This window comes from Vogesella sp. EB (assembly GCF_001037925.1).
Lineage (GTDB): Bacteria > Pseudomonadota > Gammaproteobacteria > Burkholderiales > Chromobacteriaceae > Vogesella > Vogesella indigofera.
The window spans coordinates 132,199-153,525 of record NZ_LFDT01000001.1 but is presented as its reverse complement, the minus strand read 5'-3'; the positions used below and the strand labels follow the sequence as shown (position 1 = coordinate 153,525).

Annotated in this window: 20 protein-coding genes; 6 read left to right on the top strand and 14 right to left on the bottom strand. The window is 64.9% G+C overall.

All coding sequences use genetic code 11. The features are described from left to right. Window position 1: 1 nt before the first annotated feature. Entirely contained in the window at window positions 2–949 is a 948-nt protein-coding gene (locus ACG97_RS00740) for an ABC transporter permease (RefSeq protein WP_047965393.1), read from the top strand. Between the two features lie 67 nt (window positions 950–1,016). Here ACG97_RS00740 and ACG97_RS00735 read toward each other — a convergent pair whose 3' ends face one another. Then, window positions 1,017–1,982, bottom strand: a complete 966-nt coding sequence (locus tag ACG97_RS00735) for a site-specific integrase (RefSeq protein ID WP_047965392.1) — start codon at window positions 1,980–1,982, stop codon at window positions 1,017–1,019. 386 nt (window positions 1,983–2,368) lie between these two features. Here ACG97_RS00735 and ACG97_RS00730 point away from each other — a divergent pair, with 386 nt between their 5' ends. Further along, complete coding sequence (locus ACG97_RS00730; RefSeq protein WP_053068010.1) at window positions 2,369–3,373, top strand: DNA-binding protein; 1,005 nt, start codon at window positions 2,369–2,371, stop codon at window positions 3,371–3,373. Between the two features lie 227 nt (window positions 3,374–3,600). Here the strand turns inward: ACG97_RS00730 and trpC are convergent, their stop codons facing one another. The 4 genes from trpC to yjgA are packed head-to-tail and all read right to left on the bottom strand — an operon-like array spanning window position 3,601 to window position 6,505. Next, window positions 3,601–4,392 (bottom strand): indole-3-glycerol phosphate synthase TrpC, encoded by a 792-nt coding sequence (trpC, locus tag ACG97_RS00725; protein ID WP_047965391.1) that lies wholly within the window; start codon window positions 4,390–4,392, stop codon window positions 3,601–3,603. A gap of 12 nt (window positions 4,393–4,404) precedes the next feature. Continuing rightward, complete coding sequence (locus ACG97_RS00720) at window positions 4,405–5,370, bottom strand: YheT family hydrolase (RefSeq protein ID WP_047965390.1); 966 nt, start codon at window positions 5,368–5,370, stop codon at window positions 4,405–4,407. Beyond that, complete coding sequence (gene mog, locus ACG97_RS00715) at window positions 5,367–5,945, bottom strand: molybdopterin adenylyltransferase (protein ID WP_047965389.1); 579 nt, start codon at window positions 5,943–5,945, stop codon at window positions 5,367–5,369. The genes ACG97_RS00720 and mog overlap by 4 nt, the downstream gene beginning before the upstream one ends. Before the next feature lie 2 nt (window positions 5,946–5,947). Beyond that, window positions 5,948–6,505 (bottom strand): ribosome biogenesis factor YjgA, encoded by a 558-nt coding sequence (gene yjgA / locus ACG97_RS00710; protein WP_047965388.1) that lies wholly within the window; start codon window positions 6,503–6,505, stop codon window positions 5,948–5,950. A gap of 110 nt (window positions 6,506–6,615) precedes the next feature. Between yjgA and pmbA the strand changes: the two genes are divergently transcribed. The 3 genes from pmbA to ACG97_RS00695 all read left to right on the top strand — a co-directional run bounded on the left by pmbA (window position 6,616) and on the right by ACG97_RS00695 (window position 9,758). After that, window positions 6,616–7,968 carry a metalloprotease PmbA gene (gene pmbA / locus ACG97_RS00705; protein ID WP_047965529.1) on the top strand — a complete coding sequence of 451 codons (1,353 nt, stop codon included), beginning with the start codon at window positions 6,616–6,618 and terminating at the stop codon, window positions 7,966–7,968. A gap of 95 nt (window positions 7,969–8,063) precedes the next feature. Beyond that, window positions 8,064–9,206: a patatin-like phospholipase family protein gene (locus ACG97_RS00700; RefSeq protein ID WP_047965387.1), complete on the top strand. Its 1,143-nt coding sequence runs from the start codon at window positions 8,064–8,066 to the stop codon at window positions 9,204–9,206. Between the two features lie 57 nt (window positions 9,207–9,263). After that, complete coding sequence (locus ACG97_RS00695; RefSeq protein WP_047965386.1) at window positions 9,264–9,758, top strand: disulfide bond formation protein B; 495 nt, start codon at window positions 9,264–9,266, stop codon at window positions 9,756–9,758. A 79-nt stretch (window positions 9,759–9,837) separates the two neighbouring features. Here the strand turns inward: ACG97_RS00695 and ACG97_RS17820 are convergent, their stop codons facing one another. The 6 genes from ACG97_RS17820 to ptsP form a co-directional block, all read right to left on the bottom strand. Then, a complete protein-coding gene (locus ACG97_RS17820; protein ID WP_170152108.1) occupies window positions 9,838–10,008 on the bottom strand; it encodes a hypothetical protein in 171 nt (56 codons plus the stop codon). Between the two features lie 159 nt (window positions 10,009–10,167). Beyond that, complete coding sequence (locus tag ACG97_RS00690) at window positions 10,168–10,596, bottom strand: BLUF domain-containing protein (RefSeq protein ID WP_047965385.1); 429 nt, start codon at window positions 10,594–10,596, stop codon at window positions 10,168–10,170. Window positions 10,597–10,606: 10 nt separating this feature from the next. Then, entirely contained in the window at window positions 10,607–11,329 is a 723-nt protein-coding gene (folE, locus tag ACG97_RS00685) for a GTP cyclohydrolase I (protein ID WP_047965384.1), read from the bottom strand. Between the two features lie 292 nt (window positions 11,330–11,621). Further along, window positions 11,622–13,322, bottom strand: coding sequence for a fructose-specific PTS transporter subunit EIIC (locus ACG97_RS00680; RefSeq protein ID WP_047965383.1), 1,701 nt, complete (start codon window positions 13,320–13,322; stop codon window positions 11,622–11,624). Between the two features lie 53 nt (window positions 13,323–13,375). Next, window positions 13,376–14,335 (bottom strand): 1-phosphofructokinase, encoded by a 960-nt coding sequence (gene pfkB, locus ACG97_RS00675; protein ID WP_047965382.1) that lies wholly within the window; start codon window positions 14,333–14,335, stop codon window positions 13,376–13,378. Continuing rightward, on the bottom strand, window positions 14,332–16,836 hold the full coding sequence (gene ptsP, locus ACG97_RS00670) for a phosphoenolpyruvate--protein phosphotransferase (protein WP_047965381.1): 2,505 nt from the start codon (window positions 16,834–16,836) through the stop codon (window positions 14,332–14,334). The genes pfkB and ptsP overlap by 4 nt, the downstream gene beginning before the upstream one ends. 159 nt (window positions 16,837–16,995) lie before the next feature. On the opposite strand from ptsP, the gene ACG97_RS00665 reads away from it, so the two are divergent. Further along, window positions 16,996–17,976 (top strand): LacI family DNA-binding transcriptional regulator, encoded by a 981-nt coding sequence (locus ACG97_RS00665; protein WP_047965380.1) that lies wholly within the window; start codon window positions 16,996–16,998, stop codon window positions 17,974–17,976. 81 nt (window positions 17,977–18,057) lie between these two features. Here ACG97_RS00665 and ACG97_RS00660 read toward each other — a convergent pair whose 3' ends face one another. From ACG97_RS00660 to ACG97_RS00650, 3 genes are read right to left on the bottom strand one after another with little or no spacing between them, the layout of a single operon-like run. After that, the gene (locus ACG97_RS00660; protein WP_047965379.1) at window positions 18,058–18,705 is read right to left on the bottom strand and encodes a TetR/AcrR family transcriptional regulator; all 648 of its coding nucleotides are present in this window, start codon (window positions 18,703–18,705) and stop codon (window positions 18,058–18,060) included. Window positions 18,706–18,707: 2 nt separating this feature from the next. After that, on the bottom strand, window positions 18,708–19,568 hold the full coding sequence (locus ACG97_RS00655; RefSeq protein WP_170152107.1) for a mechanosensitive ion channel family protein: 861 nt from the start codon (window positions 19,566–19,568) through the stop codon (window positions 18,708–18,710). A gap of 17 nt (window positions 19,569–19,585) precedes the next feature. Further along, window positions 19,586–21,196 (bottom strand): peptide chain release factor 3, encoded by a 1,611-nt coding sequence (locus ACG97_RS00650; protein WP_047965528.1) that lies wholly within the window; start codon window positions 21,194–21,196, stop codon window positions 19,586–19,588. Between the last annotated feature and the right edge of the window lie 131 nt (window positions 21,197–21,327).

Below are 21,327 nucleotides of genomic sequence, written 5' to 3'. Positions count from 1 at the left end.
CATGGATAGCTTTTTCAGTGTGCTGGACGCCACCATCCGCGTCGCCACCCCGCTGGTGCTGGCGGCGCTGGCCGGCCTGTTTTCCGAGCGCTCCGGCATCGTCGATCTGGCGCTGGAAGGCAAGATGCTGGCCGCCGCGTTTGCCGCCGCCTGCGTCGCCTACATGATGCAGTCGCCGTGGGCCGGCCTCGCCGCCGGCATGGCCGCCGGTGTGATGGTGGCCTTGCTGCACGGCATCGTGTCGATCGGCTACAACGGCAACCAGCTGATTTCCGGTGTCGCGCTCAACATGATGGTGTCCGGACTGACGCCGGTGCTGGCGCTGGCCTGGTTCCAGCAGGGCGGCCGCACCCCGACGCTGGACGATGCAGCACGCTTTCGCAGCATCGAGCTGCCGTTTGCCGACGCCATTGCCGCCTCGGCGCCATTGAAGGCGCTGTTCGGTCACAACATCCTGGTCTATCTGGCCTTGCTGGTGATCGTGGTGGTGAGCTGGGTGGTGTACAAGAGCCGCTTCGGCCTGCGCCTGCGCGCGGTGGGTGAAAACCCGCACGCCGCCGACGCCGCCGGCATCAACGTCAAGCTGGTGCGCTATCTGGCGCAGAGCATCAGCGGCGCCCTGTGCGGCGTGGCCGGTGCCTATCTGGTGCTGGCGCAGACCGGTGCCTTCATCCAGGACATGACCGCCGGCAAGGGCTATCTCGCGCTGGCGGCGCTGATCTTCGGCAAGTGGCGGCCATGGGCGGCGGTCTCCGGCTGCCTGCTGTTCGCCTTTACCGACGCGATCCAGATCCGGCTGCAAGGCTCGGCGCTGCCGCTGATCGGCAGCATCCCGGACGCCTTCATCCAGGCGATTCCGTACGTGTTGACGGTGGTACTGCTGGCCGGCTTCATGGGCAAGGCGGTGGCGCCGAAGGCAATCGGCGTGCCGTTCGTGAAATCGCGCTGAGCAACGCGCCACGACAGCAAAAAGCGGACGCCCAAGGTGTCCGCTTTTTTCTTGCCTGCGCGCCGGCTCAGTCCGCCACTGGCGGCAAGGCCGGCGCCGGCGGCAGGCTGTTTTCGATGCGCTGCCGCGCAAACGGATCGGCGGCATCGATATAGCGCATCGCCGACTGGATGTCCTTCCAGCCGACGTAGGCCATCAGTGTCTTGAGATCCCAGCCGTTGGCACTGGCCCAGTTGGCAAAGCCGCGGCGGAAGGAGTGGCCGCTGAAGCGCGCCGCCTCCGGCAGCCCGGCGGCGCTAAACAGCCGGCGCAGCAGCGGGATCAGGCTGTTGATGTGCAGGGCGTGCTCGCCCACCACGCCCCAGCGGCTGATGCCGCGGAACACCGCGCCCTCGCGTAGCCCGCTGTCGGCCAGCCACTCACCGTAGGCGCTGACCGGGCATAGCCGCGACAACTGCGGCACCCGGAACACGCGCCCCTGTAGCTGGCGGTCGCTCTTCGATTGCGCGAGGAAGCAGTTCATCCCTTCGCCGGCGACAAGTTCGATGTTTTCAATCTGCAGCCGCAGCAATTCGTCTCCACGAAACCCACGCCAGAAACCGAGCAGCAGCAGAGCCTTGTCGCGGCGGTAGCGCATGCGGGTGGCGTGATCCTGCTGCTGTGCCGCCTGTTCGATACCGGCATCCAGCCAGGCAATCAGCTGTTCCAGCTGCCGGATTTGCAACGGTAGTGCCTGTTTTTGCTGCGCCGGATGCAGCGCGCGGATGCCCTTCAGCACCTGGCGTACCACCGGCGCCTTGGTCGGGTCGGGAAAGCCCTGCTGCTGGTGCCACTGCGCCAGTGCGGCCAACCTTTGCTTCAGCGTGTTCACCGATAGTGCCTCGGCATGGTCCGCCAGATAGCGCGCCATGCTGTCGGCGGTGGCTGGCAGAAAACCACCCCATTCCACCTCGAAATGACGAATGGCGGCCGCATAGCTGCGCCGCGTGTTGTCGCGGGTGGCGGCGGCGAGATAGTGGGCGATTTTTTCCATGGTGGCGACGGCTTAGGGAGATGACGGACGGAGGTCTGTGTTGCGGCCTTGCTGCCGCAGCCGGCAGGGCCGGCGGCGAATTATAGCAGCGTGGCCCGCCGTTGCCGGCGACGGTTGCACGCCAAGGTTGGCCGCCACGGTGGTAACCGGGCAGAACGGATGGTCGCCGTGGGCGTCACGCATTTTTCGAGGCCATTTTGATGGTGGCAAGCAGCCATGCGGTGAAACGTACGTGTTTTGGCTGATTTCTGAGGACAGAGCATATCAAGGCCTGATAATTAGTGATTATCACGCTTTTTATTTTTGCGATATAAAAATTTTAAATTTACATAATGGTATGTATTATCATGGCACGTAATACGTATCAAATTTCAGCGGAGCACAGCATGGCCAGAAGCGGCATCTACAAATCGGAAGTCCTGCGTGCACGGGACAATCTGCTGGCGCAGGGACGCAATCCGTCGATTGACGCCATCCGCGCCGAGCTCGGCAACACCGGCTCCAAGACCACCATTCACCGCTATCTGAAAGAACTGGAAGAGGAAGAGGGCGCCGGCAGCGGCGCCAAGATCGCCGTCAGCGAGGCGATCCAGGAGCTGGTCGGCCGGCTGGCGGCCCGCCTGCACGAAGAGGCCGACGAGCGCATTGCCGCAATGGCGGCGGAATCGGCCACGCAGCTGGCGCAGTGTCGCGAGCAGCTGGCGCAGATCGCCGCCGAAGCGCAGGGCGGCCAGCAACAGCTGCAGCAGGTGAATCAGGCATTGGCGGCCGAACAGCAGGCGCACGCCGCCGCCCGCCAGGCACTGCAGGCGGCGCAACTGCGAGACGGCCAGCAGCAACAGCAAATCATCGGCCTGCAGGAACGGCTGGCAGAAAACCAGGCACACCGCGCGTCGCTGGAGGAAAAGCATCAGCATGCACGCGAGGCACTGGAGCACTATCGACAGTCGGTGAAGGAGCAGCGCGATCAGGAGCAGCGCCGTCACGAACAGCAGGTGCAACAATTGCAAGCCGAGCTGCGCACCCTTGGCCAGACGCTGATCGTCAAGCAGGACGAGCTGACGCGGCTCTATCAGGACGGCGCCCGCACCGGCGCCGAGTTGCTGGCCGCCAGTCGCGCCTTGCGGCAGCAGGAGCAAGAACAGGCACGGCAGGCACAGACCATGGCAGGGTTGCAGGCAAGGATCGTGGAGCAAGAACGTTTGCTGGCGGTGCTGAATGAACGCCTGGAGCAGGCCATCAGCAGCCGCGAGGAGGTGTGGCAGCTATTGCAGCAAGCCAGTGCGGCGCCAGTGGCCACCGTGAACAATGAGCCGGCGCCGGATATGGCGGCCGACAGCGAGGCGACGGCCGACGCAGACGAAGCCGCTGCGCCGCCAGGCCGCACATGAGCCTGCGGCCAATGTTGGCCGCAAGTCACGGTATGCGTTGAAAGTGATGTCGGTAGCGCCCGAAAAAACCGACAGGCAGCGCGCCCGATTCTCGCCAGGGCTGGTGTGGCTGGCAATTATCACCATGTCTCGGGAACGGCATCCATCGACACCACCACCGACCCCGAACAGCGCACCATAAAAAAACCGACTCTCGTGGAGCCGGTTTTTGGTGTCGTGCCGTGCTTTCAGGCGAACAGCTGCTGCAGTGCGACACCGGGGTCGCTTTCTCGCATGAAAGCTTCGCCGACCAGGAAGGTGTGCACGTCGTGGTCGCGCATGCGCTGCACGTCGTCACGGGTGACGATGCCACTTTCGGTGACGGCGATGCGGTCATTACCGATCATCGGCAGCAATTGCAGCGTGGTGTCGAGATTGACCTCGAAGGTGCGCAGGTTGCGGTTATTGACGCCGACCAGCGGTGTGTGCAGTTGCAGCGCGGCTTCCAGCTCGGTCGCGTCGTGCACTTCCACCAGCACCGCCATACCCAGCTCGTGGGCTAGCGCCTCGAAATCCTGCATCTGCGACAGGCTCAGCGCCGCCGCGATCAGCAGGATGCAGTCGGCGCCGATGGCGCGCGCTTCGTAGATCTGGTACGGATCAACCATGAAATCCTTGCGCAGCACCGGCAGGCTGCAGGCGGCGCGGGCGGCGATCAGGTAGTCCTCGTGCCCCTGGAAGTAGGGCGCGTCGGTCAGCACCGACAGGCAGGCGGCACCGGCGGCCTCGTAGCTGCGGGCGATCGCGGCCGGATCGAAATCGGCACGAATGACGCCCTTGCTGGGACTGGCTTTTTTCACTTCAGCAATCACCGCTGCCAGCTGCTGCTGATGCTTGCTGCGGATGGCGGCCACGAAATCGCGGTGATCGCCGCGCTTGGCCTCGGCGGCGGTGCGCACGCTGGCCAACGACTGTTGCGCCGAGCGGGCGGCCACTTCCTCGAATTTGGTGGTGCAGATTTTGTTGAGAATGTCGGACATGCGGATTGTCTTTCAGTCGGTGCCGGTACTGCCCGGCAGGTGAAGATCGAAAAAAGTCAGTAACCGTTGCGGCAGCCATTGCAGGTGGCCAGGGAAGCGACCACTGACAAAGCCGACGTGGCCGCCATGCTCCGGCTGCTCCAGCGTCACCGCTGGGCTGACCTCACCGTTGCCGGGCAGCGCCGACACCGGCAGAAACGGATCGTTGCGCGCATTCAGTACCAGGGTTGGCCGCACGATGTCCTTCAGCAGCGGCTTGCTGCTGGCGCGGCGCCAGTAGTCCTGTACGTCGCGATAACCGTGCAGCGGGGCGGTGACCAGATTGTCGAACTCGACAAAGGTCTTGCTGTTGCGCACCGCCACGCCATCGAACAGGTCCGGGTGCTGCGCCAGCTGGGCCAGCGATTTCGGCTTCAGCGTATTGAGGAACATGCGGGTGTAGACATGTCGCCCGAAGCCGCGATCGAGGCAGGTGCTGGCTGCCGCCAGATCCACCGGCGCCGAGATCGCCGCCGCCGCCTGTGGCAGCGCGCGGGCGCCGTACTCTCCAAGGTAACGCAGCAGCATGTTGCCACCCAGCGACACGCCGGCGACAAACAGCACCGGATTGCCGGCCGCCAGCCGCTGCAGGATCCAGTCGATCTCGGCGGCATCGCCGGCATGGTAGGCGCGGCGCAACAGATTGGGCTGGCCGCCGCAGCCGCGGAAGTGCGGCACCACGCCACGCCAGCCGCGTGCCTTGACCGCGTGCATCAGCGCGCTGGCGTAGTGGCTGTAACTGCTGCCTTCCAGGCCATGGAACAGCACCACCAGCGGGGCGCCGGCATCACCATCGACATAGTCGACAGCGATCTCGCCACCATCCGGGGTCGGCCATACCTCGCGGCGATAGGCAGGGGGTTGCGATTTGAGAAACAGGGCCGGCCAGATGGTTTGCAGGTGACTGCCGAGCAGCCAGCGTGGCGGGCAATAACTCATGCGCCGGGTTTGACGGCGGATTTCGGACGAAAGGCCTTGACCACCGCGTCGCGGGTTTCCAGCCATGGCGCACCGATCAGGTCCAGGCAATAGGGCACCGCGGCAAAGATGCCGAGCACCACCACCTGTTCGCCGTCGCGCAGGCCTTCCAGCGTCTCGCGGATTGCCTTCGGCTGGCCGGGCAGGTTCAGGATCAGGCTCTGCTTGCGGATCACGCCCACCTGTCGCGACAGAATCGCGGTCGGCACGAACTTGAGGCTGATCTGGCGCATCTGCTCGCCAAAGCCAGGCATCACCCGATCGGCGACTGCCAGCGTGGCTTCCGGGGTGACATCGCGCGGTGCCGGGCCGGTGCCGCCGGTGGTGAGCACCAGGTGGCAGCCCACGTCGTCGACCAGCTCGCGCAGCGTGGCTTCGATCAGCGCCTGCTCGTCGGCGATCAGCCGGGTTTCGGTGCTGAACGGCGTGGCGATGGCCAGACTCAGCCAGTCCAGCAGCGCCGGAATGCCCTTGTCTTCATAAATGCCCTGGCTGGCACGATCAGAGATGGAAACCAGACCGATCTTGATGCTCATGTTCACTCGTCCTGCGTGTCGTCTTGCTCGTCGCCGCTATTGGCCGGCTTGCCCTGTTCCGGAATCAGCTCTTTCAGCAGCTGGAACAACTGGCGGTTGGCCTTCGGCGGCTTGCTTTCCTCGCGCTCCTTGCGGGCATTGCGCACCATGGTGCGCAGCTGCTGCACGTCCAGCTGCGGGAAGTCGTTGATCAGCTGCTGCACGTGGCTGTCGTCTTCCACCAGCCGTTCGCGCCAGCGCTCCAGCAGGTGCAGCCAGCGGGTGTGGGCGCTGGAGTCGCCACGCAGCGCAGCCAGTTGCTGTTCGATCGGCTCCGGATCGATATCGCGCATCAGCTTGCCGATGTACTGCAGCTGGCGCCGCTTGGCACCGTTGGCGGTAATTTTCTGGAAATCGAGCAGCGCGACCAGCAGGCCGTCGTCCAGATTCATTTTCTTCAGTTTGGCGGCCGGCAGTTCGGTCAGTGCGCGGCCGATGTCCTGCAGCGCATCCATGTCGCGTTTGCGTTGCGATTTGCTGGCAGGTAGCGCATCAGCGCCATCATTATGGTATTCAGGCATGGTAAGGCTTGGTTACGGTTTCAAGCTGGTATGATACCGGAAAAGCACAAGCCACGGCCGATCACCGTGCCTTTCCGTGGCGCTATCGTTGACAGATGAAGAAGGCTGCTATGTCAGAACAGATTTTTTCCTACAGCTCGCCCGAGCTGGAGTCCATCGCCAGCCGGATACTGGAGCTGGCGCGCGCCGGCGGTGCCACCGCCGCGGAAGCCGACATTTCCGAAGGCTGCGGCCACAGCGTGTCGGTGCGGCTGGCGGAAGTGGAGACCATCGAGTACAACCGCGACAAGGGCGTCTCGATCACGCTGTATCTGGGCCAGAAGAAAGGCCACGCCAGCACCTCCGACTTTTCCGACGTCGCCTTGCAGGATACCGTCAATGCCGCGCTGAACATTGCCCGCTATACCGCCGCCGACGATTGCGCCGGGCTGGCCGATCCGGCGCTGCTGCTGAAGGCGGAGCAGGATCGCGATCTCGACCTGTACCACCCGTGGGACCTGCCGGTGGAAACCGCGATCGAGCTGGCGCGCGAATGCGAGGCTGCCGCGCGCGCGGTGGACGCCCGCATCCGCAATTCCGAAGGCGGCACCGTATCCACCCACGCCACCCGCCACTGCTACGCCAACAGTCACGGCTTCATCGGCAGTCAGACCACCTCGCGTCACAGCCTGTCGGCGGCGGTGATCGCCGAGAGCGCCAACGCGATGCAGCGCGACTACTGGTACAGCGCCGCGCGCTGCGCCGACGACCTGCTGTCTGCGGCCAACGTTGGCCGCATCGCCGGCGAGCGCACCGTGCGCCGTCTCGACGGCCGCCGCATCAAGACCGGGCAATACCCGGTGGTATTCGAGGCGCCGATTGCCGGCTCGCTGCTCGGCCACCTGGTGCAGGCGGTCAGTGGCGGCAGCCTGTACCGCAAGTCCAGCTTTTTGCTGGATTCGCTCGGCACCAAAGTCTGCGCCGACATCATCACCATCGACGAAGACCCGTTCGTGCTGCGTGGCCTGGCCAGTGGCTGCTGCGACGACGAGGGCGTCGCCACCCGCCAGCGCCGGCTGGTGGACAACGGCGTGCTGCAGGGCTACTTCCTCGGCAGCTACTCGGCGCGCAAGCTGGGCATGCAAAGCACCGGCCATGCCGGCGGCCCGCACAACCTGACGGTGCAGCCGACGCTGGCCGGCGGCCTGGACGCAGTGCTGCAGCGCATGGGTAGCGGCCTGCTGGTTACCGAGCTGATGGGGCAGGGCATCAATATGGTGACCGGCGACTATTCGCGCGGCGCCAGCGGCTTCTGGGTCGAAAACGGCGTCATCGCCTACCCGGTGGAGGAGCTGACCATCGCCGGCAACCTGCGCGACATGCTGAAGCAGATCGACGCCATCGGTGACGACATTGATCGCCGCGGCAGCCGTCATATGGGTTCGGTGTTGCTGTCTTCGATGATGGTGGCCGGTGAGGCCTAAGCGCGAGCTAACAAGCGCAATCCAATGGTGCCGCGCCCGGCGCGGCACCCGTTCCGGCGCCCGGTTGCGGGCGTGTTTCGACAAGGGGGCAGGACATGACAAAACCTGTCGTGGGTCTGGTGCTGGCCGGCGGTGGCGCGCGGGCAGCCTATCAGGTCGGGGTGCTGATGGCGGTGGCACGCATGCTGCCGCGCCATGCTGCCAGTCCGTTCCAGGTGATCAGCGGCACCTCTGCCGGTGCCATCAATGCCGTCGGCCTCGCCGCCGGCGCACAGCATTTCCGTCGCACCACCGCGCATCTGGTGAAGATGTGGCAATCGGTGCGGGTGGAGGATGTCTATCGCGTTGATGCGCCATACTTCATCAAGGCCTTCCTGCAGTGGGGCGGCTCGCTGCTGACCGGCGGCAAGCTGGTGCACACGCCGCCCAGCTTTCTCGACAACCGTCCGCTGTACCACTACCTGACGCGCACGGTGCAGCTGGAAGGCGTCGAAACCGCCATCCAGAGTGGCGCGCTGCGCGCACTATCGCTGACCGCGTCCTGCTACACCACCGGCCAGTCGGTGAGCTTTTTCGAGGGCAGCGAGCAGTTCGAACCGTGGCATCGCCACCAGCGTTGCGGCCAACGTGAGCGCCTCAGCATCGAGCACCTGATGGCGACCTCGGCGATTCCGCTGCTCTTCCCCTCCGCGCGTGTGGACGGCCGCCACTATTGCGATGGTGCCATCCGCCAGATGGCGCCGCTGTCGCCGGCGCTGCACCTCGGTGCGGAACGACTGTTCGTGATCAATCTGGTCAATCACCAGGAGCGGCACGCCGAACGGCGGCATGAGCAGCAAGCGGCCGCGCCCAGCCTGGCGCAGATCTTCGGCCATCTGCTGGATAGCATCTTCATGGACAGCCTCTCGGCGGACATGGAACGGCTGGCGCGCGTCAACCACACCGTGTCGCTGCTGGACGAGTACACCCGCAATCACAACACCGCGCTGAAACGGGTCGAGGTGTTCAATATTTCGCCAAGCGTGTCGCTGGATAGCATTGCCCACCGTCATTTCGACGGCTTCCCGGCGACGATGCGCTTCCTGTTGCGCGGTGCCGGTGCCATGCGCCAGCGCGGCTCGGCGCTGGCCAGCTATTTGCTGTTCCACCCGGCGTACGGCAAGGAGCTGGTCGAGCTGGGCTACAAGGATGCGTTTGCCAAAAAAAACGAGATCATGAATTTTTTGTCCGGACGCTAGTCCGATTCACTCCCGTGCCGCCGCCGTGGCGGCATGGTTACTACCAAGGGGTCATCAATGAGTTTTCTGACGCGACGCCAGCTGTATGGCGTGATTGCGGTCATGTGTGCCGCCGCGATGGGCTATGCCCTGTATGCGCAGTATGTGCTGGAGCTGGAACCGTGCCCGTTGTGCATTTTTCAGCGCATCGGCGTGATCGCCGTTGGCAGCCTGGCACTGCTGGCCGCCATCTTCAATCCGCAAAGGTTGGCCGCAAAGCTGTGGTCGCTGCTGATCGCCGTGGCGGCGGTGGCGGGGGGTAGCGTGTCGGCGTGGCAGGTGTACCTGCAGCATCTGCCGCCGGAGCAGGTGCCGGCGTGCGGGCCGGGGCTGGATTTCATGCTGGAAACGCTGCCGATGACCCAGGTGCTGGAAAAGGTATTCAAGGGTAGTGGCGAGTGCGCGCAGATCGACTGGACTTTCCTCGGCCAGTCGATGCCGTTCTGGGTCGGCGCCTTCCTGCTGCTGACCTTGCTGCTGGCGCTGTACAACGGCTGGCGCCAGACCCGCTAAGAACCGCTCACGATCGGCTTCGCCTCGGCGACATCCAAAAAAACAAGGCGCCTGATCGATTCAGGCGCCTTTTTGCCGGCTATTGTTCGCGCGACTCGCGTTCCAGGCGGCGCCGTTCGATCTCGCGCCGGGCATTGGCATTGCGGATGTCGCTGGGGCTGGTACGCGGCATCGGCTTGCCAGTCAGTTCATTGCTGCGCATTTCGGCGCGGACCTGTACGAAATCGGATCTGGGATGAAAGCGTGCCATGGCATTTCTCCGAATTGTCTACTGGACGGTGCCACCGATTTAAACGGCTGCACATTGCTACTGTATTACACGTTTGACAGAATTTTGGCAATTGGTGCTGCACTGCACTGTTGCCAGTGTGCATAAAAAAGGCCTGCCGCTATGGGCAGGCCTGCTCGTTCAGTGGCAGCGTCCGACAATGGCGGCGGTGGCGATCAGCTCCTCCAGCAGCGCCATCGACGCCGAGCCGCGCACGCTGAACGGATCCAGCAGCGGCTTCTCGGAAAAGCGCAGCAGCAGCGACGGGTTGACCTTGGCCAGGTTGACCTGGCCCATGGTCCAGTTGGCGAAGCGGCGCTCGCGGATTTCCTCGAAGTGCAGCAGCTCGACATTCTGGTGGCGCGGATCGCGTACGATGCTGTTGTACAGCGAGGACACCTCGGCGCGACCGCCTTCCAGCACCTGGATGAAAATGTCACCGCTATAGCACAGGATGCCGGTCAGGCCGCGCTCCGGATTGTGCTTGTGGGACTGGGCCAGGATGTTGTCGAGCACTTCCGCGCTGTAGGGCTGGGCGGCGCGGCTGGCGTAGAGCAGACGAACGAGCATGACAGTTTCCTCAGGCTTTCTTGTTGGGCAGCAGCGCCAGGAATTCGCGGCGCAGGTCCGGGTTCTTCAGGAACGAGCCGCGCATCACGCTGTTGATCATCTTCGATTCCATGTCCTTCACGCCGCGCCAGTTCATGCAGAAGTGGTCGGCTTCCATCACGATGGCGAGACCATCCGGATTCATTTTGTTTTGTAGCAGATCGGCCAGCTGGATAACGGCTTCCTCCTGGATCTGCGGGCGGCTCATGATCCATTCCGCCAGCCGCGCATACTTGGACAGGCCGATCAGGTTGGAGTGTTCGTTGGGCATCACGCCGATCCACAGCTTGCCGAGAATCGGGCAGAAGTGGTGCGAGCAGGCGCTGCGCACGGTGATCGGGCCGACGATCATCAGCTCGTTGAGATGCTCGGCATTGGGAAACTCGGTGACCGGCGGCTCGGTGATGTAGCGGCCCTTGAACACTTCGTTGAGGTACATCTTGGCGACGCGGCGCGCGGTGTCCTGGGTGTTGTGATCGCTGTCGGTGTCGATGACCAGGCTTTCCAGCACCGCTTTCATCTTTTCCTGCACTTCGTCCAGCAGTTCTTCCATCTCGCCCGGTTCGATGAAGGCGGCGATATTGTCATTGGCGTGAAAACGCTGCCGCGACTGGCGGATGCGTTCGCGGATGCGGGTCGATGCCGGCGCTTTGTACTGGGTTACGGCATCATTTTTTTGGCTGTCGTTACTCACGCAGGATCTCCTGTGGCGTGGCTGCGGCACGCGGGATAGTGCGCACCAGTGGTGGGTGGCCGCTGCAAGCTGGGACATGGCGGCCTGCAGCCGGATCTGGGATGGTAATCCATGCCATATGGTGCCAATTATGCGTTCTTAAACAGGCGGGTCATAGTTTTCTGTCGCATCGGCCGTGCCGTTGCCGTCGTCTCTGACTGGAGCATAGCCAATAAAATAACGGGCTGACCGCGTTTGGCGGTCAGCCCGGCTGCAAAACGCAAGCAAGGGAGAGTAATCGTTAGCTAGGTGCTCAGTCGGCGCGCGCCTTCTTCAGTACGCCCAGCAGCACGGCGGTCAGCGCGGTACCGGCCGCCAGTGCCACCAGATACATGCCGAGGTTGGTCACCGCATTCGGGATCGGCAGCACGAACACGCCACCGTGCGGCACGCGCAATTCGCAACCGGCAGCCATCGAGATGGCGCCGGCCAGTGCCGAACCGGCCACCAGCGCCGGGATCACGCGCAACGGGTCCTTGGCGGCAAACGGGATCGCGCCTTCGGTGATGAAGGAGATGCCCAGCACGCCGGCCGCCTTGGCGCCTTCACGCTCGTCGGCGGAGAAGCGGTTCTTGAACAGCAGTGCGGCCAGCGCAATGCCCAGCGGCGGCGTCATGCCGGCGGCCATCACCGCCGCCATCGGCGCGTACACCTGGCTGGCGAGCAGGCCGGTGGAGAAGGTGTAGGCCGCCTTGTTGATCGGGCCGCCCATGTCGAACGCCATCATGCCGCCCAGGATCATGCCCAGTGCCAGCGCGCTGGAGCCCTGCAGGCCCTTCAGCCATTCGGTGACCACGCCTAGCGCTACGGCTACCGGCTGCCCCAACACGTAGTACATCAGCAGGCCGACGATGGTGGTACCCAGCAGCGGCAGGATCAGCACCGGCTTCAGGCCGTCGAAGTTGCGGCCGAGCTGGATCTTCTCGTTCAGGTATTTCACCGCGTAACCGGCGATGAAACCGGCGACGATGCCGCCGAGGAAGCCGGAGCCGATCGAGCTGGCGATCATGCCGCCGGCCATGCCCGGTGCGATGCCGGGACGGTCGGCGATGGAGTAGGCGATGTAGCCGGCCAGGATCGGCACCATCAGCGCGAAGGAGGCCTTGGCGCCGATATTGAACAGTGTCCAGCCGAGGGTGCCCTTGAACGCGTCTTCGTAAACGTAGATGCCGCCCAGCGCAAAGCCGAGCGCGATCAGCAGGCCGCCAGTCACCACGAATGGCAGCATGAACGACACGCCGGTCATCAGGTGCTTGTAGGCACTGCTGCGCTCCGGTGTGGCGGCAACGTTGGCCGCAGCACTGGCGGCAGCCTTGCCGTTGGTGGCGTGTGCGCGGGCCTCAATCTGGGCGCGCTTGATCAGCGCCTGGCCGTCATTGATGGCGGCCTTGGTGCCGCTGCTGAACACGCGCTTGCCGTCGAAACGCGACAGATCGACCTGGGTGTCGGCGGCGATGATCACCAGGTCGGCATCGGCGATGTCGCTGGCGGTGAGCGCGTTTTGCGAACCGACCGAGCCCTGGGTCTCGACCTTGATCTGGTGACCCAGTTGCTGCGCGCCCTGGGTCAGGCCTTCGGCGGCCATGAAGGTGTGCGCGATGCCGGTCGGGCACGAGGTAATGGCAACGATGCGCAGCGTGGTGACCGGCTCGTGCGCACCCAGCGCTTTGCCGATTACCGCGCCGGCGTCGGCCAGCACCGCTTCCAGCGTGGCGTGATGGGCCGGCTTGCCGCCCAGCCGGGCCAGGTCGGCGTCGCCTTCGGCGATCACGACCACCGCGTCGGCGCTGGCGATGCGGCCGGAGTCCAGCAGACCCTGCACCCCCTGCGCATTGCGGATTTCGATGCTGATCTGGTGACCGGCCTGGGTGGCGGCCTTGCGTAGCGCTTCGGCGGCGAGTTGGCCCTGCGCTACCCGCTGCGGGCAGGCGATGATGGCCAGAATGGTGGACATGGTGAATCTCCTCTTTGTGTGTGCCGGATCGGCTTATGTGTGGTACGCGGTGCTTACTCGGTAATGCGCTCGATCTGGATACGTTCCGCCAGCTGGCAGACTTCTTGCCGTGGCGGCAGATTGGGGCCGAACTGCCCCAGCTTGGCGGCGGCAAAGGCCATGCCCAGGCGCAGCACCTCCGGCCACGCCAGCTGCGAGCTCAGCGCCGCCACCAGCCCGGCGACCAGCGCGTCGCCGGCGCCAACGCTGCTGTGGATGTCGCTGAGCGTCAGCGGCTCGGCAAACCAGCAGCCGTCGTTACAGCAGAGCAGGGCGCCGTCGCTGCCCAGCGACACCACCACCACGGCGATGCCGCGCTGCTGCAGCTCGCGGGCGGCGGTGAGCAGCTCGTCGCGGCTGGCCAGCGTGCGGCCAAGGTACTGTTCCAGTTCGTGCTGGTTGGGCTTGATCAACCACGGCAGCTCGGCGGCCGGCAGTGCCAGCGCCTGTTGCAAGGCGGTGCCGCTGCTGTCGAGCAGCACGCGGGCGCCGAGGCTGCGTAGCTGGCGGCAGAATTGTGCCCAGCTGTCGTCGCCGATGCCGGCGGGCAGGCTGCCGGCCAGCACCACATAACGGTCGGCGTCGGCCTGCTCGTCCAGCAACAGCTGCAGGCGGTCGAGCGCTTCTTCATTGGCGCTCATGCCCGGCAGGTTGATGTCGGTGGTGTCCAGCGTGCTGCGGTCGACCAGCTTGATATTGGTGCGGGTGCTGCCAGCGACGCGGATGAAGGCGTCGCGGATGCCCTTGTCGGCAAACAGGTTCTCGAACGGCGCGGCATTGTCGCGGCCGAGCAGGCCGCTGGCGATCACCGGCACGCCCCAGTCGGCGAGACAGCTGGCGACATTGACGCCCTTGCCGCCGGCGTTGACGTGCACCGCGGTGGCGAGATTGACCGCGCCGGGATGCAGCGCGTCCAGCGTCACGGTCTGGTCGATGGCCGGGTTCAGTGTCACGGTGATGACCGTTGCGCTCATGCTGTGGCTCCGGTCAGCGCGCGCACTTCGGCGGCGCTGTCGCAATTGAGGGCACGCTGCGCCAGCTGCTGCAGCTCGGCAAGGTTGGCCGCACGGATGCTGGCCTTGGCGCCGGGAATGTCGCGCGGGCTCATCGACAGCTCGGCCACGCCGAGGCCGGTGAGGATCGCCGCGCCCAGCGGATCGCCAGCCATGCCGCCGCAGACGCCGACCCAGCGGCCGTGGGCATCGGCGCCGGCCACGGTCTGCGCGATCAGGCGCAACACCGCCGGATGCAGGCTGTCGGCTTCCGCCGCCAGTTCCGGATGCTGGCGGTCGATGGCCAATACGTACTGCGTCAGGTCGTTGGTGCCGACCGAGAAGAAATCGACGTGCTCGGCGAGGCGGTCGGCCATGGTGGCGGCGGCCGGTACTTCCACCATGATGCCCAGCGGCACCACCGGTGCATTCAGGGCCACGCGCACCTGTTCACACTGTGCACGCAGCGCCTTGACCTCGGCCAGGGTGCTGACCATCGGGAACATGATGGACAGCGGGCCGTGGCTGGCGGCGCGGTACAGTGCGCGCAGTTGCGGCAGCAGCAGATCGGGGCGACGCAACAGCAGGCGCACACCGCGCACGCCGAGGAACGGGTTTTCCTCGTGCGGCAGGTTGAGGTAGGGCACCTGCTTGTCGCCGCCGATGTCCAGCGTGCGGATCACCAGCGGCTTGCCATCCAGCGCGGTGAGCATGCCGCGGTAGGTCTGGTACTGCTCTTCCTCGTCCGGCGCGTCGTCGCGTTCCAGGAACAGGAACTCGGTACGCATCAGGCCAACGCCCTCGGCACCGGCCTGCAGTGCGGCGGCGACCTGTTCCGGACGGTTGACGTTGGCCGCCACCTCGATCTGGCGCGCGCCGTCGGCGGTGACGGCCGGCTGCTGCGCGGCGCTGGCGGCCTGCTGCTGCTTGTCGCGCTGTGCCTGTTGCCACTGCTGCGCGCTGGCGAGGTCCTCGTCGCTGGCGTTGAGATAGATGGTGCCGCTGTCGCCATCGACGATCAGCGTGGCGCCGTCCTGGATGTCGAGCACCGCGGCACCGGCGGCGACCACCGCCGGCAGATCCAGCGTGCGCGCCAGGATGGCGGTGTGCGAAGTCGGGCCGCCCTGGGCGGTGACCAGCGCCAGCGTCTGCTGCGGATTCAGCGTAGCGGTGTCGGACGGGGCCAGATCGTTGGCGATCAGGATTTCGTTGTGGCCCTGGGTCTTGGCGCCATCCTGCAGCTGGAGGTCCGGTGCCAGCCGGGCCAGCACGCGGCGGCCAACGTCACGCAAATCGGTGGCACGCGCGGCCAGCAGCGGGTTGCCCAGCGCCGCCAGACGGTCGGCGAGGCGTTGCACCGCCTCGTGCCACGCCCACGCCACGCCGTGGCCTTCCACCATCAGCTGGCAGGTGAGGGTGATCAGGTCGGTGTCGGACAGCAGCTCGGCCTGCGCCAGGAAAATGCTGCCCTCGGTCTTGCCGAGGCGGCGGGTGGTGTCTGCGGCCAACGTTTGCAGCTGTTCGCGGGTGGCCTGCAGCGCGTTTTCCAGCAGGTCGCCGTCGTAGCCCAGCGTGGCCGGGATGTCCGGCACCTGGATCGCCTGCGACTTCATCACCCGCGCCTGGCCGATCACCAGCCCGGGGCTGGCGCTGATGCCGCGCAGCGCCAGGATCTTGCCCGGCGCCTGCCAGTGCTGGCGCTTGGCATTGGCGGCGGCCTTGCGCGCGGCGTCGGCGTCGGCCACTTCCTGCGCGGTGAGCTGGTTGGCGACCGCCAGCAGTGCGTCCAGTGCCGCGGCGGCGTCGGGGCCGTCGGCGGAGAAGTGCAGCTGGTGACCGAATTCGGCGCCGATCTGCAGCAGGCCGATCAGGTTCTTGGCGTCGGCCACTTCGTTGCCGTTACGGATCTGCAACGTGGCGGCAAAGCGGCGCGCCTGTTCGGTCCACAGCCGTGCCGGCCGCGCGTGCAGGCCGTTGGGGTAGTTCATCTGCCAGCTGAGGCTGAGGCTCAGGTCGCTGGCGGCGGTTTGCGGTGCGGCCGGTGCCACCGCGCTGTCGTCCAGCGCGCTGATCAGCGCGTAGGGGTCGGCGGTGGTGAACAGCTCGGCAAGACGCGCCTCGTCCTGCAGCAGACGGGTCAGGCGGCGCAGCAGCGCGATGTGCTCGTCGGATTGTGCGGCGATGGCGATCACCAGGTGCACGCGCTGGCCCGGATTCCACTCCACGCCCTCCGGCACCTGCAGGATGGCGATGCCGGTTTCGTTGATCAGGTGGCGGTCTTCGATCATGCCGTGAGGAATGGCGACGCCATGACCCAGAAAAGTATTGGCAACGGTTTCGCGGCGCAGCAGGCTGTCGATGTAGGCGGGGGCGATACGGCCGGCCTTGGCCAGCAATTCGCCTGCCGCCTTGATTGCAATGGTTTTTTCGCTAACGGTGGCGCCAAGCTGGATCAGCTCGTTGCGGATAATCTGGGTGGTCATGGCATCCTGTCTCCGGTGTGTTTTTCTGTATCGCTGACTACAATTGAAATCGATACCACTTTTTGTGTCAATATTTGTTGCACGATTGGTGTTAACATTTCGACAAAATTGTCAGGCAGGCCAACCACGGTCTGATGAAATCGATTCCGGAGCAGGCGAGTGGCAAAGATCAAGGATGTGGCAGCAGCGGCGGGCGTTTCCCCGTCAACCGTCTCCAGGGTGTTGTGCAACGGCCCGGTCAGCGACAAGGTGCGCAAGCGTGTCGAGGCGGCGATGGCCAGACTGGACTACCGCCCCAATCTGGCGGCGCGGCGGCTGCGCTCCCAGCACACCGACACTATAGGATTGATCGTGTCGGATATCCGCAACCCGTTCTTTACCGCGGTCAGCCGCGCGGTGGAGGACGAGGCCTACCGCAACGGCATGCGCGTGATCCTGTGCAACACCGACGAAAACCCGGACAAGGAAGCGATGTACCTGCGCCTGATGCAGGAAGAGCGCGTCACCGGCGTGATCTTTGCGCCGACGCGCCAGATGGTGGCCAGCATCGACCCGCAGGCGCTCGGCTTCCCGGTGGTGATGATCGACCGCGTCAGCGCCGATGCCGCCACCGATGCAGTGGTGCTGGACAACCGGCGTGCCGCGGCGCAGCTGGTCGGCCACCTGTTGCAGCAGGGCTATCGCGACATCGGCGGCCTGTTCGGCAATACCAGCAACACCGGCATGGAGCGTCACGCCGGTTTCAGCGAGGCGTTGCAGCAGGCCGGCCTGGCTGCGCCGGCGCGTTTCGTGGCGCCGAGCGTGGAGGCGGCGGAGCAGGCGGTGCTGCAGTGGCTGGCCGAGCCGGCGCGACCGCAGGCGCTACTGGTCAGCAACGGCGTGCTGCTGCTGGGCGCGGTGCGTGCAATCAAGTCCGCCGGCCTGCACTGGCCGCAGGACGTGGCGCTGGTCGGTTTCGACAACGAGGTGTGGACCGACCTGCTCGGCGACGGCCTGACCGTGGTGGAGCAGCCGGTGAATGAAATCGGCCGCACCGCGATGGCGATGCTGCTGGAGCGGTTGGACGAGCCGGAACGCAGCCAGCGCATCGTGGTGCTGCAGGGCAAACTGGTGGTGCGCGGCAGTAGCCTGACGCAGTAACACGCTTCGTCACATCAAAAAACAATGCGGCCAACCTTGTGCAAGGTTGGCCGCATTGTTTTGCCGGAGCCGGTTTGCCGTTCAGTCGCGCAGGTGGCGTGCCAGCAGTTGCTGGAAGGCGGGCAGGAACTCCGGGCTGACGTAGGGCTTCAGCAGCGCCAGCACCTGGCGCACTCCGCGATGGCCGGAGGCCTCGTTGATCGGCTCGTTGGGGCGCGCGGTCTGCTCGAAGGCGAACCAGAACTTCACCACCAGCCAGATATTGACCGACACCGCCTCGATGTCTTCCAGCGCCATCTGCAGCAGGCCAAGGCGGATGAATTCGCGGAAGTGGCCCTCCAGGATCGCCTTCAGCTCGGTGTTGACGAACTGGTGATAGTCGCGCTGCAGCTGCGGATTGCGCGCCATCAGCCCGGGCAGGTCGTAGAACATGAAGCGGAAGCGCCACATCGCCTCGAACGCGGTGTCCAGGTAGTTGACCAGGTCGGTAACGTCCATCGCCCGGTCCTGCGGCACCGCCAGCCGCTCGGTGATGAAACCGCGATAGAGCAGGAAGATCTGGTAGACGATCTCTTCCTTGTTGCGGAAGTGGTAGTACAGGTTGCCGGGACTGATGCCGAGATGGGCGGCGATGTGGTTGGTGGTGATGCTGCGCTCGCCGTGCTCGTTGAACAGGGTCAGGCTCTGCTGCACGATGCGGTCGTAGGTCTTGATGCGGGTCTTTTGCATGATCAGTCCGCGGCGGGCGCCGCCGGGTGCGGTTCTGTTTCCGGGAAGCACTCGAACATGAAGCGGTGCAGGATCGCCTGCTCGATGCGCTGTCGTTCACGCGGCGGCAGCGCGATGCGGGCGATCAGGCGATATTCCTTCTCGCTGGCCGGCTGCAGCGAAATGCGGGGTTCCACCGACGGCGTATCCATCAGCAGCTTGCTTTCCAGCATTGCCATGTGGCGGCGGGCTCCTTCCAGATGCGGCGCGCAGGCCTCGTTGGCGATCTCCTGCAGCAGGCGTTCCGCCCTGGCCGGACGCACGCTGTACGGCAGCGGGATGGTGATGATGTGCATCACGTAGTCGCCGGTGAAGTTCTCGCGCGCCACCGCCTGCGTCAGCAGCAGGCTGTTGGGGAAGTTCAGCGAGCGGCCGGTCGCCTGGTGTGCATCATGGCGCGGGCCGATCTCGATGATGGTGGTGCTGAGCATGGTGATATCCATCACCCGGCCGCGGATGGTGCCGATCTCGATGATGTCGCCCAGCTCGTAGCTGCCCGACATCGAACGCACCAGCCCGCCGCCGAGGCACATCAACAACTCCTTGGTGGCCACTACCAGCGCCGCGGTGAACGCCACCATCGACAGTGCGATGGTCTGCAGCTCGCGCGCCCAGATGGTGACGAAGCCGGCCAGCCCGATGATGATCAGCGCGTTGCGGATGTTGATCATCCAGCGGCGGCGGGTATCCACCGGCACCCGCGGGTTGGCCGCAATGGTGCGCACGATGCTGCCGTAAACCAGCAGCAGCACCACGACCAGCACCGCGGAGCGGAAGAAGTCCGAACCGTAGCTGTGGAACAGCGAGACGAGCCAGGCGGGCATCAGTGCATCCCCTGTCATCAATCGTTCAGTTTCACCGCGTGTTCACGCGTTTCGTGGAACACGATGTCCGGCCAGCGTTCCTGCGTCAGCGCCAGGTTGACGCGGTTCGGCGCCAGATAGGCGAGGTTGCCGCCGGCGTCGGTGGCGATGTTCATCACCAGCGCGTCGCTGAATTCGTCCAGCTTCTTGCGGTTGTCGCAGCTGAACCAGCGTGCCGACCAGATGTTGGACGACTCAAACACGGCATCGACGCCGTACTCTGCGGCCAGGCGGGAAGCCACCACTTCAAACTGCAGCACGCCGACCGCGCCGAGGATCAGGTCGCCGCCGCTGTGCGGCTTGAATACCTGCACCGCACCTTCTTCACCCAGCTGTTGCAAGCCTTTTTGCAGCTGCTTCAGCTTCAGCGGGTTCTTGATGCGCACGCTGCGGAACATTTCCGGGGCAAAGAACGGGATGCCGGTAAAGGTCAGTTCTTCGCCGGAGGAGAAGCTGTCGCCAATCTGGATGTTGCCGTGGTTGGGGATGCCGATGATGTCGCCGGCAAATGCCTCTTCCACGATCTCGCGGTCGTGCGACATGAAGGTCACCACCGAGCTGGCGGCAATGTCACGGTTCAGGCGCAGGTGCTTCATCTTCATGCCGCGCTCGAAACGGCCGGAGCACACGCGCAGGAAGGCGATGCGGTCGCGGTGTTTCGGGTCCATATTGGCCTGGATCTTGAACACGAAGCCGGAGAACTTGCCTTCGGTCGGCGCCACGTCGCGCACGGTGGCGTCGCGGTGCTGCGGTGCCGGCGCCCAGTTGATCAGCGCGTCCAGAATCTCGCGCACGCCGAAGTTGTTGATCGCCGAGCCGAAGAATACCGGCGTCAGCTCACCGGCGAGGAATTCGTCCAGATTCCACTCGTTGGAGGCGCCCTTGACCAGTTCGATCTCCATGCGCAGCTGTTCCATTTCCAGCGGGAACAGCTCGTCCAGACGCGGGTTGTCGATACCCTTGATGATCTCGATGTCGCTGATCAGCTTTTCGCTGCCGGCCTCGAACAGGATCACCTCGTCGGACAGCAGGCTGTACACGCCGCGGAAGGCCTTGCCCATGCCGATCGGCCAGGTGATCGGCGCGCAGCGGATCTTCAGCACGCTCTCGACTTCGTCCAGCAGCTCCAGCGAATCGCGCACTTCACGGTCGTACTTGTTCATGAAGGTGACGATAGGCGTGTTGCGCAGGCGGCAGACATTGAGCAGCTTGATGGTCTGCTCTTCCACGCCCTTGGCGGCGTCGATCACCATCAGTGCGCTGTCCACCGCGGTCAGTACGCGGTAGGTGTCCTCGGAGAAGTCCTGGTGACCCGGGGTGTCCAGCAGGTTGACGGTGTGGTCGCGATAGTCGAACTGCATTACCGACGACGCCACCGAGATGCCGCGCTGCTTCTCGATTTCCATCCAGTCGGAGGTGGCGAACTTGCCGCCTTTCTTGCCCTTCACCGTACCGGCCATCTGGATCGCGCCAGAGAACAGCAGCAGTTTTTCGGTCAGCGTGGTTTTACCGGCGTCGGGGTGGGAGATGATGGCGAAGGTGCGGCGACGGGCAACTTCATCGGCAATGCGGATCAGTTCGGCGGACATGGCTTCCAGTAGGGCAAAGATTCGAAAAAACAGGCGATTGTACTGGATTTTGGCCGGCTTTTGCGCGCCGGCATACGCCGCTGCGGCCAACCTTGCTGGCAGCGAGGTCGGATTTTGCGCTGCAACGCGGT